The sequence below is a fragment of the Lewinella cohaerens DSM 23179 genome, from assembly GCF_000379805.1.
Taxonomy (GTDB): Bacteria; Bacteroidota; Bacteroidia; order Chitinophagales; family Saprospiraceae; genus Lewinella; species Lewinella cohaerens.
The window spans coordinates 1-14554 of sequence record NZ_KB903564.1 but is presented as its reverse complement, the minus strand read 5'-3'; the positions used below and the strand labels follow the sequence as shown (position 1 = coordinate 14554).

The 14554-nt window shown below is 46.4% G+C and carries 14 protein-coding genes; 10 read left to right on the top strand and 4 right to left on the bottom strand.

What is annotated here, in order from left to right:
- Positions 1-115 precede the first annotated feature (115 nt).
- On the top strand, positions 116-2398 hold the full coding sequence (locus A3EU_RS0121275; RefSeq protein ID WP_020538223.1) for a CotH kinase family protein: 2283 nt from the start codon (positions 116-118) through the stop codon (positions 2396-2398).
- Positions 2399-2487: 89 nt separating this feature from the next.
- Here the strand turns inward: A3EU_RS0121275 and A3EU_RS0121270 are convergent, their stop codons facing one another.
- Positions 2488-3162, bottom strand: coding sequence for a DUF2461 domain-containing protein (locus tag A3EU_RS0121270; RefSeq protein WP_026211517.1), 675 nt, complete (start codon positions 3160-3162; stop codon positions 2488-2490).
- A gap of 162 nt (positions 3163-3324) precedes the next feature.
- Here A3EU_RS0121270 and A3EU_RS31315 point away from each other — a divergent pair, with 162 nt between their 5' ends.
- From A3EU_RS31315 to A3EU_RS0121220, 8 genes are all read left to right on the top strand, one after another.
- The gene (locus tag A3EU_RS31315; protein WP_020538221.1) at positions 3325-3870 is read left to right on the top strand and encodes a glycoside hydrolase family 73 protein; all 546 of its coding nucleotides are present in this window, start codon (positions 3325-3327) and stop codon (positions 3868-3870) included.
- 186 nt (positions 3871-4056) lie between these two features.
- On the top strand, positions 4057-4629 hold the full coding sequence (locus A3EU_RS0121260) for a uracil-DNA glycosylase family protein (protein ID WP_020538220.1): 573 nt from the start codon (positions 4057-4059) through the stop codon (positions 4627-4629).
- Positions 4630-4795: 166 nt separating this feature from the next.
- On the top strand, positions 4796-5272 hold the full coding sequence (locus A3EU_RS33145) for a YqhA family protein (protein WP_020538219.1): 477 nt from the start codon (positions 4796-4798) through the stop codon (positions 5270-5272).
- A gap of 360 nt (positions 5273-5632) precedes the next feature.
- Positions 5633-6010, top strand: coding sequence for a BlaI/MecI/CopY family transcriptional regulator (locus A3EU_RS0121245; protein ID WP_020538217.1), 378 nt, complete (start codon positions 5633-5635; stop codon positions 6008-6010).
- 2 nt (positions 6011-6012) lie between these two features.
- Positions 6013-7365, top strand: coding sequence for a M56 family metallopeptidase (locus tag A3EU_RS0121240; RefSeq protein WP_020538216.1), 1353 nt, complete (start codon positions 6013-6015; stop codon positions 7363-7365).
- 283 nt (positions 7366-7648) lie between these two features.
- Entirely contained in the window at positions 7649-8569 is a 921-nt protein-coding gene (locus A3EU_RS0121230; RefSeq protein WP_020538215.1) for a DUF6624 domain-containing protein, read from the top strand.
- A 171-nt stretch (positions 8570-8740) separates the two neighbouring features.
- Positions 8741-9784, top strand: coding sequence for a hypothetical protein (locus A3EU_RS0121225; protein WP_020538214.1), 1044 nt, complete (start codon positions 8741-8743; stop codon positions 9782-9784).
- A 6-nt stretch (positions 9785-9790) separates the two neighbouring features.
- On the top strand, positions 9791-11086 hold the full coding sequence (locus A3EU_RS0121220) for a hypothetical protein (RefSeq protein ID WP_020538213.1): 1296 nt from the start codon (positions 9791-9793) through the stop codon (positions 11084-11086).
- Between the two features lie 172 nt (positions 11087-11258).
- On the opposite strand, the gene A3EU_RS0121215 is transcribed toward A3EU_RS0121220, so the two are convergent.
- Positions 11259-12548, bottom strand: coding sequence for a M43 family zinc metalloprotease (locus A3EU_RS0121215; protein ID WP_020538212.1), 1290 nt, complete (start codon positions 12546-12548; stop codon positions 11259-11261).
- A gap of 231 nt (positions 12549-12779) precedes the next feature.
- On the opposite strand from A3EU_RS0121215, the gene A3EU_RS0121210 reads away from it, so the two are divergent.
- Positions 12780-13496, top strand: a complete 717-nt coding sequence (locus tag A3EU_RS0121210) for a hypothetical protein (RefSeq protein WP_020538211.1) — start codon at positions 12780-12782, stop codon at positions 13494-13496.
- A 97-nt stretch (positions 13497-13593) separates the two neighbouring features.
- On the opposite strand, the gene A3EU_RS0121205 is transcribed toward A3EU_RS0121210, so the two are convergent.
- Together A3EU_RS0121205 and A3EU_RS31305 are read right to left on the bottom strand one after the other, a co-directional pair.
- A complete protein-coding gene (locus tag A3EU_RS0121205; RefSeq protein WP_156825854.1) occupies positions 13594-14376 on the bottom strand; it encodes a T9SS type A sorting domain-containing protein in 783 nt (260 codons plus the stop codon).
- A partial coding sequence (locus tag A3EU_RS31305; protein ID WP_020538209.1) for a transposase domain-containing protein occupies positions 14274-14554 on the bottom strand: 281 nt, incomplete at its 5' end. The genes A3EU_RS31305 and A3EU_RS0121205, both read right to left, overlap by 103 nt.

Here is a 14554-nt window from a genome sequence, read left to right as displayed (position 1 = left end):
AAGAACTTGAACCATATAAGGGATTATAAGAACATATAAGCCTCTTTTCTTACCCCTTAAATGACCTTATAATCCCTTATATGGTTCAATATTTCCGTTTACAACCAAGAAGGATATGAATCGACTGCTACTACTTTTACCATTGCTCATCTTTTCGTTTGGCCTTACGGCCCAAGATCTTTTTCCTGGCAGGGGTGCCGCCTTTGAAGATGATATTGTCCCCAGGGTAGATATTTCCATTGCTGCCGCCGACATCGATGCTATTCTGGCTCCCGGAAATGAAGAAAGTGATGTCGAATATCCAGCAACGTTTATGTTTACCGACGAGGATGGGGTTGATACCGTTCAGCAAATTGGCTTTCGCTTACGCGGCAACACTTCGCGCTACAGCGCAAAAAAATCCTTCAAAGTTTCCTTCAACTCTTTTACCACCCAAAAGTGGAAAGGGCTTGAAAAGATCAACCTCAACGGGGAACACAACGACCCTACGATTAGCAGAGCGAAAATATGCTGGGATTTACTCAAAGATATGCGCGTTCCTGGTGCAAGGGCCAATCACGTAGAACTGTATATCAACGGTGACTACTTCGGTCTCTATGCCAATATCGAGCACATCGACGAAGAGTTTGTCGATCTCCGTTTTGGCAACAAAGACGGCAACCTCTACAAGTGCCTCTACCCAGCAGACCTTGCCTACCTCGGCGATGATCCCGACTTGTATAAATTCACCAGTAATGGGCGTCGTGCTTACGATTTACAAAACAGTGATACCGACGACTACAGTGATCTCGCCAACTTTATCGGCGTCATTAATCAGACTTCTATCAGTGATTTACCTTGCGAATTAGAGGCCATTTTCAATGTAGACACCTACCTGCGCACGATGGCTTTTGATGTTCTGGTAGGCAACTGGGATGGATACGCGTTTAACCAAAATAACTTCTACCTCTACCACAACACAGCTACCGACCGCTTCGAGTACATCCCCTTCGACCTGGACAACACCCTCGGTATCGACTGGCTCAACCGCGACTGGGCAGAACGCGACATTTACAATTGGCCCAGCGGATCTACGGATCGCCCCTTGTTTGAGCGTATTTTGGAGGTGCCTGACTATCGCGCGCGGTACTCTTATTACATCGAAACTTTTCTGGAGGAGGATTTCAAACCCCTCAATCTTTTTCCTGATTTTGATGCCTTACAGGCCAAGCTGCTTCCTTTTGTGACCGAAGACGATTATTATCCGTTGGATTATGGATTTAGCCTGACGGATTTCCACAATGCTTTTGATGATGAAACCGATTATTCCCAGACGGATTACGGCCTAAAATCTTACGTCTTAGCTCGTCGGGAAAATGCATCGGCACAATTGGAAGACCTCAATCCGGCGCCCTACCTTTTTGGCGAACGTGCAAGTACCGCATCAGTCGGACAACAACTTTCCTTTCAGGTAAATGTGCAAGAAGATGAAAGTGTGAATGAAGTTCAATTGTGCTACCAACTTCCTGGTCAATCTTTCAATTGTGTGAATATGGAAGACTTTGGTAATACCGGAGATGGTCTGCCTGATGATGGTGAGTACGGTATCTTCCTCTCTCCTTTATCGAGTGCTGGCAACATCGAGTATTACTTTACTGCTACGGATAACCAGGGCGCCATGAAGCGCCACCCAATCTGCGATAACTTTACGCTGGCTGTCAGCAATGGAGGCTTGCAGTTGGCTATCAACGAATTTATGGCCAGCAACGGCATCACAATCGCCGACGAAGAAGATGAATTTGATGACTGGGTAGAAATCCATAATTATAGCGATCAGAGTATCGACCTTACCGGGCGTTACCTTTCCGACAATCCTGACAACCCTACCAAGTGGGCTTTTCCTGATATGAGTATCAGTGCTGGTGCCTTCCTCCTCGTGTGGGTGGATGATGACGAAGAGCAAGGGCCTTTGCACACGGATTTCAAACTATCGGCAGATGGGGAATTCATCGGTGTTTTTGATACTGACGCGGCCGGTAATGAACTGATTGACGGAACGGATTTCGGGCCGCAGGAGACCGACGTAGCCGTGGGGCGTTTACCGAATGGAACGGGTGCTTTCCAGGCTGTCAACCCAACTCCTGCCGCTAGTAACGAGCCCTTAGGTACCGGCCAAGGGATTGCCATCAAACCTTTTGAAGTGTACCCCAATCCCGCAAATGACTGGCTTACGATTGAAGCTCCAGAAGGCGGCCAATACGAAGCGCAATTGTTCAACCTTGCGGGGCAAATGATGCAGCAATACCGCTGGAACGGCCAAGCCACACAATGGGACCTACAGGTGCCCGCTGGCATGTACATCTTGCTTATCAACGAAAATGGTCAGGCAATTTTTTCCACGAAAGTGGTGAAGGAATAGGAGTGCTCTTCCGATAAATCGGAATCGCGGCTTGTGTTCTCCCAATAAATTGGGTTCACGGTTGTACTCGCTTTGCTCGTGAGTACGACCTACTCAATTGGCACCCCATTCTCATCAGTAGTCAGTACATCACTCATGAAATCAAAGAAAGGACGCATCTGATGAAAGACATTTGCTGCTTGAGCTGCAAAGTCCGGGGCCATCACTTCTTCATCGGTGAAACTATGACTGACCAGGAATTGCTTGTAACGAAGGAGGTCAATATTGGGATGATCTTTGGGGTATCCCTGTGGGGCTGTTTTGAGCTGATCGCCTTTGAGCTCTCCGAAAACAGCCACAAACTCGGCAGAATTGATGATTTCTCGTAATGGTTCCGCCGCCGTCGCTAACTCTGTACGGATGCGTTTCAGGTCATCACGTTCGGGGCCCCAAAATCCGCCGCCAACGAAGGAGTTTCCTGGCTCCAGGTGAAAATAATAACCGCCGCGCTTCCACTTGGTGGCCCGCACAAAGCTGCCACTAAAGTGGGAATTATACGGTGTCTTGTCTTTTGAAAAGCGGACATCGCGGTAGATACGGTGGAGCTTCATTCTTTCAATCTCATCATGCAAGGTCATGTGATCATGTAAACTACCAGCAAAAGCCTTAAAGTTATCCAGCGCAGCTTGGTAGTCTCCTTTGTGCTCCTTAAACCAGTCACGGTCATTATTGACAGTGATGGCTTTTAAAAAGGCAAACACGGAAGGCTGGATGATAGAAGACATAGGTAACGTTTGATTGAATAAATAAAATATACTTAGCGTCTGTGAAGGTTGAACGCCAAATATAGCTGGCAAGTTGAAAAGCAGTTCGCAAAAGTTGCCGGCAAGCACCTGTTTTTTTCTCAACTTTCCTATCTTGTGCAAGCCCATACAACCTGCACACACATGAGAATCCTGTACTGCCTTTTGCTTCCTCTGACCATTCTATGCCTCAGCCCGAGTAGTGCTGACCTGGATAAATCTCGACCGGGAGCCGTGAGTAAATACCTCACTCAATATCGCTATCTTTCAAAACAACTGAGCCAAAGCACTAGTATTCCTGAGCCTGTCATTCTGGCTATTGCCGGCCTGGAAAGTAACTGGGGGAAAAGCGAATTGGCAGTTAACGCCAACAACCATTTTGGCATCAAATCCAAGCCAGATCGGCCAGGGCTCTCCTATTGCAAACAGACGCTGGAGTATGAGGGATGGTTTGTGTATGCAACCGTAGCCTGCTTTCGGCGCTATCCACTGATCAGTGAAAGTTACACGGACTTTGGTGACTTTATCCTTACCAGAGACAATTATTCCCAAATTCGAGACCTGCCCTCGTGGAATTACCGCGCGTGGGTAGAAGGTCTTCGCGAAGGTGGCTATGCGACTGATCCTGGCTATACGGATAAGGTGCTACGAATTATTTGGCGGTATCATTTGTACGAGTTACCGGAGTAGTTTCTTAAACCACTAAAGGGCACCCAAGGTTTTCTTAAACCATCTAAGAGAATAGATGGGATTATAAGAAGCAGGGCGATAGGTTATTCAACTGGTTATAGCGGCCGACGTGGGTATAATCTAAACCGAACGTTTTTTGAACCACCAATCACACCGAAGGCGAGGAGATATGATTATCTTGCTTTCATGAATATTATCAAACAAGCCCGTAACTGCACCACTTGTGCTCCTTTCCTAAAAGACGGGGTACGGCCAGTTTTTACCGTACACCCGGCCGCACGGATCAATATTATCGGGCAGGCACCCGGCCGGAAAGTTCATGAGAGTGGTATTGCATGGGACGATGCCAGCGGCAAGCGGCTACGCAAATGGCTGGGTGTAAATAGCGAGACCTTCTACACCCCTGAATTATTTGCCATCATGCCAATGGGCTTTTGTTTTCCGGGAACGGGAAAGTCCGGCGATCTCCCACCTCGCCCGGAATGCGCACCGCAATGGCACCAGCCTCTCCTACGCATGATGCCCAACATTCAGCTTACTTTACTCTTTGGCCTGTATGCCCAGAAAGAATACCTGGGTAAAACCCGCGAGAAAAACCTTACAGAAACCGTCCGCAACTGGCACACCTACCTTCCTGATTTTTTGCCGCTCCCCCACCCTTCCCCTCGCAACCAGATCTGGCTACGCAAGCACCCTTGGTTTGAGGAAGATGTGGTGCCTATGCTACAGGAGCGTGTGCAGGAAATTCTAGGCAAGTAGTCAGGGAGTCAGGGAGTCAGCGAGGTATTACCTGTTAGTTTCGAAACGAATAGGAGTGGTAGCCCCCCTCAACAGTACAAGTTGTTCCCTCCGATTTTTACAAAAAACAGCTACTTTTTTGCTCGTAGATTGTTAGTAGCATATCAGCAAATAAACCAACTAGCAAATGCCCTCATCCAAATCCCCTATCGTCATTGGCTATCTCATGAAAATCATAGCCTTGGTGGCCGTGATTGCCATTATGTTACTAGCCATTGGCGTGGAGTATTTTGCAATCACTCAAATTGCAAAAAATTTGACGGCCATTATTACGGGTACCTCGAAAGAGGATATTGTTGTAAAAGACGTTCTTAAGTCACTAGACATCGTACTACTTGGCGTCATTTTCTTCACTATGGCCGCCTCTCTTTTTGAGTTATTTATCCAAAAAATAGACTCTCTTCCCGATTGGCTGAGTATTACCAACCTCGATCAACTAAAAGCTATGATGATCAAGATGATTATCGTGGTAATGGCTATCTCCTTTACTGGAAAAATCATCACTTGGAATGGTGAAACGGAGATTGCTTACTACGGCGTTGGCCTAGCTGCGGTCATTGGTGCGCTTAGTTATTTCCTGCTGGTGAAACAAGAAGAAAAGTAGATCCGTTTCTATTCGAATAGCTCTTTTAAATCCGCGACCGTTTCCAAGGTGAGCTCACGCCCACCATGCAAAATCAGAGAGGAGCATTTCCTTGTACGCATAGCCTACACGTTCAGGGTCACTAAAAAAGCGAGACTGCTGTTTCACCAATTGAATTCGCTTTGGGTCACCATTGTACACAGAGCAGATCACACTAAAAACTGCCCCCCCAAACGCTTACTCCTCCCCCTTTGAAAAAGTTTTTTTCAAAAAACTTAGGGATCGACAAAATATTATAACTAAAAAAATAGTTAATCAACTAAACTTTTTTACTTAAGTTTGCATCTATAGTTATAACTGATTTCAAAAAAACGGTTTACGATGAAGAAATTAACGAAGGCAGAGGAGGAGATTATGCAAGTTTTGTGGGACCTGGGCGAAGGCGCTGTCGGTGACATCCGTAACAAGCTCGCCGAAAAAGCGGGTGGAAAAATGCCGGCACACAGTACCATTTCGACGATGATGAAAATACTGAGCGAGAAAGGTTTTGTGGTCTACAAATCCTACGGGCGCACCTTTGTATACCGTGCAAAATTGAGCAAAGACGACTATAGCCAGCAAAGCTTACACACCCTCATGAAGGACTATTTTGGTGGTTCTGCCAATAGATTGGTTTCATTTTTGGTAAAGGGAAAAGACCTCAGTGTGGATGAACTCAACGATCTGGTTGAACGGCTAGAGGATCCTAAAAACAAGTAATTATGAATACTTATCTCATTGAACTCAGCCTCTACTGGTTGGCTTTTTGGGGCTTATACGCCTTATTGCTGAGACAGGAAAAATTCTTCCGACTCAACCGCCTATACCTCTTGGGTACCTTTGTGTTAGGCTTGGTACTGCCTCTTATAAAATGGTCTACCCTATGGGCAGCTCCCGAATGGTTGGGCATGCCGGTGGTGTGGTTGCAAACCGTGACGGTAGCGCCAGAAAACGCCAATATTGTCAGTGCAGCTCCGGCAGCAAATTGGTCGTGGATGAGTTTCTTTTGGCGAGTTTATCTCCTAGGGACCTTGTTTGCCGCTATCCGCTTTCTCTTCGGCCTCACAAAGCTCTTTCAGTACTACCGCACAGGCCGTAAACGCTGGGAAGACGGCATCTGCTGGATCGAAAACGAGCAGGCTCACGCGCCTTTTTCCTGGCTGCACTTCCTTTTCTGGAGCAACCAGGCCAATACTACCGAAGCCGAACGAGCAGCTATCGTTGCCCATGAAAAAGCTCACATTCAGCAAAAACACAGTTGGGATATTCTACTGCTCGAGGTCGTTGGCATCTTCTGTTGGTGGCATCCGCTATGGTATGCTTACCGGCACGAGCTAGAGAATATTCACGAATACCTGGCAGACGCAACGGTCTTGCAAGCTACGCCCACCCGCGAGTACGGCAAGCTATTGCTCCGCCAATGTTTACAACAACCCGACCTGCCACTAGTGCAGACTTTTCATACTTCACAACTTAAAAAACGTATTATTATGATGACGAAATCACCTTCTTCTACCCTCGCATTGGGTAAGTATCTGTTGTTCCTCCCCCTCACTTTGATGCTCTTGATGGCTTGCGAAGATGCCGAAGCGCAAGAGGAAATGGACAAAGTGGTAAACGATCTTTCCGACGAGGCAAAATTCTTCGAACGAGTTGATACTGTTATCACCTTCGATCCGGCTACCCTTACTGAGGATGTCGCGATTGTAAAGACTAAAATTTACGAAAAAGCAGATCAGATGCCCATTTTTGGTAATTGCGAAGGCTATACCGGGCAAGAGCTGGAGGACTGCTCCGGCAAGAATCTGCTCACTTTTATCTACGAGAATGTCAAATACCCCAAAGAGGCTTTTGAGGCTAAGCAAGAAGGCCTGGCACTGACCAAATTCGTTGTAGACACGCAAGGCAGGGTAACGGACATTCAATTGATTACCGAAAAAACCACTGAACACACCGCACTGAATGAAGCTGCGCTAGCAACCCTACGGCAGTTACCTGATTTCACCCCTGGTCAGCACAATGGCAAACCAGTGAGTGTGCAAATGGTAATGCCAATTAAGTTTAAGCTTAATTAAGCCTGATTAAGATTGAAACCACCTGACTGAAACTTAATACGGAATAGATTTACTGCTGATCTATTCCGTTTTTTTTATTTTTGAAATATTAGACTTGTTCTGCTGGGATCATATCGGGTGTAAATTGCGCCTTATTTTCCCACACTGTGCCTTTTTTGTGTCACTTAGCTACGGCTAAACTCCACAAAAAAGCCTTCGCGTGGTCAATAATGCATCAATTTCCCCACCAATCTGCCCCAGCAGAACAAGTCTATTATTTCTCTCTAACTTTAAAAACAACATCATGAAACAATTATTCGTGCTCTTGCTTATTCTCTCCACTTTTACCTTGACCGCGCAGACTTTTGCGGAGTTTATCCAAATTGGTGATCAACAATACAGCGAAGGTAACTTCGAAGCCTCGGCGCAATCTTACGAACAGGCATTCGCGTTGGAAGAAGGTAATGCTTCGCAATATTACAACGCAGCTTGCTCTTGGGCGCTGGCAGGCGACACCGACAAAGCGACCATCAACCTGATTCTTTCGGTAGACAAGGGGTGGCTCAACTTGGCCCATTTGGAACGCGACGCTGATCTGGAAAGCCTCCATGACCTACCCACTTGGGCACCTATCCTAGCAACGGTAGCCGAAAAGAAAGCGGAATACGAGAAAGATTTCGACCACCCGCTTAAAGAACAGCTGGAAGAAATCTCCATGAAAGACCAAACGCTGCGTGGCATTTATGAAGAAATCACCAAGAAATATGGCTTCGATTCTCCTGAAAAGGAATATTTCAATACACTCTGGGCCCAGGAAGACAGTCTCTTATTACTGGAATGTATTGACATCATAGAGGAACACGGCTGGGTAGGCCGAAGTAAGGTGGGCCGCAAAGCAAATACAGCCTTATTTTTGGTAATTCAACATGCCCCACTAGAAGCGCAAGAGAAGTATATCCCACTTTTGCAAGCCTCTGTAGACGCCGGTGAGTCTAGCGGATCGCACTTGGCTTTGATGCAGGATCGCATCCTGATGCGCAAAGATCAACCTCAGATTTATGGTTCTCAAGTGAGCTACAATCCAGAAACTGGTGAAGGCAGTGTGTTCGAAATCCAAGATCCCGAATACGTCAACCAGCGCCGCAAAGCCATCGGCCTGGGCCCTATTGAGGATTACCTGAAGAACTGGGATATTGAGTGGACAGTGCCACAGAAGGAGAGGTAGGGGCTTTCTCCCAAAAAAAATGAATCACATCAGGGCAAATTCATGAATTTGCCCTGATGTGATTCATTTTTTCCATTGAAAAACCTCAATAGAAGGACGAGGCCCATCATCAGAATAATATCGTATTTTTACAAACACACTTTTTCACACCAATAACAACAACCATATTCAATGACATCTGACCAAAATCCAACTATCCCAACAGGATGGGTCGGCGGCTTTGCTGCTTCACAACCTGAGTTTGCCTATCCTCACCCTGACCTTTCGTGTCTGGAGATTTGTGACAACCTCGATAATATTGATCTCCTCCAACGCCAGCAAAAAGTGATCTGGCCCGAGTTTAGCTGGGCAACCAGGCAAGAAAAACCCGACGAAAAGCGGTGTTACCAAATGTTTGCGCCCGATATTTCCAGAATCGGCTACACCGATACGGGCAAAGTATACTCCATTATTTGCCCACAGCAGGGGATGACGTCGCCTGCACTAGGCTCCATGAATGTGGAGGTAACGGTGACGGGAACACGCGGCTGGGTCGACGAAACCAATAAAACCTTAGCAGCCGACATGTCCGTGGAGGGTAAAATATGGTTTAGCCCGAGTGCAATGCAAAAACCCAAGGTGAAGAAGCTCTGGGATCGCTTTGCCAATAGCAAGCTGCCTTTTCCATCTGACAAAGCCAGTGCCATCAGGGTAAGAACACACCTTCCAGGCGACCGAAACCAAGTGTTATTCCCCTTAAAAACAGGCGAAAGTGATTCCTTCCCCATTCCCGATTTTGCCCGACACCCCGAAGCCTGGACGGTAGGTAACCTCAGCGTACAGATTGGCGAAATCTTCCCTACCGGGAACATTATTGTCGACAAATTCAATCAATTGATCCTGGGAATTTTCAACACGGCATCGGGCAATATGCTCAAGTTCGGCAACATCCTCACTTGGAATGTCTGGTTTACGCCACCCGAACTGGTCGACACCCAAGAATGGAAAGACCACGCCGAAGTCTGGCGAAAATCCATCAACGCCGATCATGGTAGCCCCGAAGGCGAAGGCTCTGACCCGAGGTACTATGACGGCACCGTATTTAAACCGGCAAAAGATTTGTTTGATCGTATCCGAGGAAGAGGCCTCGATGAGGAGTTCGTCAGCGATGAGGAAATGCTCGAACAGGAGGAGCTTGCTGAACTTGATAAATTCTTAAACGAAAATGAGATTTAGAACTTTATGAAAAATTTATTCGCACTCTCTCTGTTTTTACTCCTGATTAGTACTTGTCGTAACGAAGATGATGGTATTCCTAGTTGTCCGGGGGAATATCCCGAAACAGAGATAAGTTATTCGCTTTATTCCAGCTACTTGAGTTTAAACGACTTCACAGGTTGGTTCTTTGTATCAGATGCAGAAGGCAATGTGCTCCGAGATTATGAAAATACTCCAGGAAATACCAAAAGGATAACCTTAGACAACCATTGCTCTGAACAACTGGACGCCCACGTGGTAGAGGTTCTAAAATATGACGAAGGCGACCATGAGAGGGTACATGTAGGTATCGAAACCATTCATCAATTTGCTCCCTACCAGGACTTATCGAAACGCTCAAATGACTTTAGTTCCAAGAGTCATTTCTCCTATGGTTTTGAAATAGTGATTAATAACATCCCGGATGACCTTGAATACATTCAATTGGTCAGGGCCAACAATGAGCCGCTCTCTTTTGATATTGATCTAGCTAATCATCAGGCCATCCTAAACTCTTCCTCCTCGTTAATCGCCTCCAGACATATTTATTTAGTAGCCAAAAGAGCTGGCGAAAATCATCAGAGAGCATTATTACACAATCCATATTCTCACACAGGCAATCAAATCACCCACGACTATGAGGATTTTTCGATGCCTACAGCTCCGGCAGAAATTATTTTCCCCCAAGATGGTAGTACTTGGAGATACAATATCCTTGGCATCAGAAATGATGATGAGAATAGTACGTTTTTAATCGCCAACAACTATTACGAACCTGCCGCATCGGGACAAGCAACCATACAGGTACCAATTGATGATGATCTCATCAAAAACTACCTGATTATCCTTTATTCTGGTGCGAATGAATGGAGGATGATCGTCGATGAGTTCCCTGTGAGTATTGGAGAGGCACTTCCCCAGATAGAAGGGAGTTACACCCAAGATTTTTGCGAATTTTATCAAGCAGAAAACTTCGATATAGTCAACTTAACCTGGTGGTTTAGTTATGAACAAGACAACAAGGAAGTCTATTTATCTTGGTCTGTATACCTCGATCCTAAAAGCGTTAACCAATATCAGCTTCCTCAATTGCCCAATGCATTCCTGAATAGATTCCCATTTCTTTCCGACTGGGGAATGTCTCCTAATCTTAACATTACTGGTATTAAATTCACAAGCCCCAAGCCCTTCCACAGTGTCGTTTACAAATACTTCAATTACAATGTCGGCCCATTGTGGGAAGAAGAAATTGGCTACCAGCAAGTTTCAAAGACCCTGTAACGAACAGTAACTATTGCAAGCAAAACTTATGGGCAGCTGGCTGCCTATGTTGGCTCGCCATCCTGCTATTCGTTATTTTGGCACTGATTTACCGTAGCTTGGGCTTCAGCCCGAGTGTAAAGATGACGCTCGGGCTGAAGCCCAAGCTACGGTTTTAGCACAGACATAGTGTCTACTCCACCACAACCGCTTTGGTCAATTGTCCTTCTCTGCTGATGTACTGCACATAGTACAATCCTGCTGGCAGAGAAGAGGTGGCTACTTCCAAGCGGTTTTGTGTGTACGAGAGCCACTGTTGTACCACTTGCCCCTGGGCATTGTGTAAACGCACAGTGGCGCTGGCGGTGTTGTCTCGCTGGATGATTAAGTAATCCGTAGCGGGGTTGGGATAAAGCTGCAAGGCGCTGGCAGGCAGTAGCCCTTCTCTTGTGCTTACTGATCCCTCTACCAGTCCGGCGCGTTCGTTATCCAGTACGCTCCGCATGATTTCTATTTGCCCGAAGGTGAAGCTGTTTTGGCAATCTTCCTGCGCGTAATCCATGAAGTTCTCCCACATATCAGGCAAGTCGTCGCTGGCTTCTTCACAGGTATTATTGGCCGGATCGCAGCTAAATTGGCTGTTCAAACCTTGGTTGGGCGTATCTTCTACACCATCATCTGCACTACAATCCGGGATACCAAAAATTGAAAGGAGACCATCACCCCAAATATGGCGTAGCCCCAGGTAATGCCCAACTTCGTGGGTGATGGTACGGCCACGTACAGGAACAGTTATATTCTCTAAGCCAAACAAGCCACTGGTAGTAAAGGTGCCGGTACGCCGAAAAACTTCGTAATGAATAACCACGCCATCCAGTTCTAGACTCGGTGCTGAAGCATCTTCAGGCCAATGGCTCAGATCCGCTGGTGGGTAGGCATACCCCAAGAGTGCTCCTCCCTCGATGTTGCACACCCAGATATTGAGGTGATGTTCAGTGTCCCAGGCATCGGAGCCACCGGTAACCGTCGTTTTTACATTATCAGGCAAGGTGCCTCCCAATATGTCCAGTTCAAAAGTAGCTGTAGTGGAGACGCGCTCTACTCCCGCTAATTCAAATTGAATAAAAGGATCATCCACCACTGGTAAAAAATCTTCGCGCACCTGGCCAGCATCGGCATTCAGACGACGGTAATCTTCATTGAGTACATCCAAGACCGCCTCGATGAGGCTATCAGGCAAATTTTGTTCTTCATTTTGGTATACCAAATGCACCACCACCGGAATAGTAACCAGTGTAAAGTCGCGGGCCTGCCCCTGGCCACGAACCCGGTCATACACCTGCCGGGTAGCTGCTTCAAAGCCGGGGTGAGTAGCCTCTAAATGATTGAGGTAATGTGCTGCGGCACAAGGTTCCTGCATTTGTGCGCTGGCGATTTGCACACTGCTCAGTACTAACGATAAGCCTAAGAAAAATCTCCACATAAAATGATTGGTTTAAACAAGGTGAAATTATGGCTGACTCAGTGAAATCACTGTGTAACCGGCAAAAGTGCATTCCTCCTTTCTGGCAATGGAAACAAATAGACGTTGCAACTCAAAGGTAAAAAGAAGTTTAGAAAAACAGTAACAGGCGCAGCCAACTGCCCGAATTCTTAAAAAAACGCCTTTTGAAAATAGCAACCTTCTCTCATCGTTCTAGAAAAAAGCCAAATCATGTTCCATAAACTCGCTACTCTCTTTTTATGCTTGTTTGCGTCCTTATTCCTTTGGGGTCAGGACAGAAATTACCCGCCTCGCCATGAAATAGGCTTTGACCTTTTGCCGATTATCGTCACTGGCAGTACCAATAATAATGTGGGACTGGGCATGGAACTGTTCTTTACCCAACAAATAAAAGAGGGGAAACTGCGCCTGCGCTACCTCACCAACCGGAGGGGAGCCAACTACCGAGACAACGGGGTTTTGCGCCGCTATGAGAAGATGCTCTCCAACAACGCCCTACGCACGGTAGAAAATCGCTACTGGCAACGCCAAAACCACGGGCTGCGGATTGGCTACGAGCAAGTATTCCGTACCAAAGTAATCGAATACTATTGGAGTTTCGACCTTTTTGGCCAATACAACCGCGCCCAAATCGCTTCGCTCGCATTACTAGACAACCCCAACTTGCCGGATAGCGAACCCGAAGAAGAATTCAGTGCTGTCAATGACTTCAACAGCTATGAATTTGGCATTATCCCTACCTTGGGCCTAGGCTTTTATATCGACGAAAAAATTCAAATCAGGGTAGAAATCGGCCCTAAGCTGAGTGTCCTCCACGAGGATCTACCGTTGCTGGATGAAAACAACGAGCTCTTTTACAACAGCTATACCATCAGTAGCTCGGAGCTTTTTTTGTTGAATGATATTTTGATAACTTATAAGTTCTAGGGGAGCTTTATAAATATCAATTGAATCATAGAAGTGATTATAAGGTCATAGAAGAGAATTTATTTTTTTCTAAAACAGCTTAAATCACTCAAAAAAACTAATGCCTCAAAAACTTAATGATCTCAATAACTTCTCCGCTCCGGCCCATTAATTGCACCCAATAGACGCCAGCCGGCAAACCATTAATATCATAATACTGATTGGGTATTACCTCAAATTGCCGGACTTGCTGGCCCAAAAGGTCATAAACTCTGAGTTGCTGAATTGCAGCTGTTTCCGTTAACTGAAAGAAATCAGTCGATGGGTTGGGGTATATTTTAAAAACTTCATCGTCAATTTCTGAAGTGCTGGTAATACAATTGACACTTCCTGTCACAGTAAAATGATAGGTGGCCAGCAAAGTATCTGCAGCATCATTAAGGTTGGTAATTTTGAGCACCACCTCTGCTTCTCCGGCGGTAGGACCATCTCCTTGTGGATCAACAAAGGTCAAAACATCGATATGCTCCGTACGATTGGGAAGCAACTCGAACTCCAATGAATTAACCGTTGGTATAGCTTGAATCCAAACCCCAAATACGGATGTCACCCAGCATTCGGGCTTATCATTTAAAATCCGATCCCATTTCATAAAGAGCGTATCAGCAGTATTATTAGTAATGATTGATTCCGCTAATATCCCCCCCGGGAAACCAAGTGTCTCAAGGTCTGCTTCAACAGCAATGGGGTTGGGGCTCAGCGTAAAATTTTGTGATTGCGCAGTAAACGTCCGACCAATTACAGGTCCTTCCCCTGCGATTCCCACACCGCCGACGGTAGTAGCAGCGGTAGTTCCGACATTTTCGTCTCCGCGATGCGGTTCAGCGTATCGGTCAGCCACTCGTAGGGGTTGATGTTTTGTTCCTTGCACGAAGCTACAAAGCTGTATATCATGGCTGCTCGCTGGGCGGCTTGGTGACTGCCGGCGAAAAGGTAATTCTTGCGCCCCAGGGCCAGGGGGCGAATCTTGTTTTCGATATGATTATTGTCGATTAGTAGGCGGCCGTCGGCGAAGATGG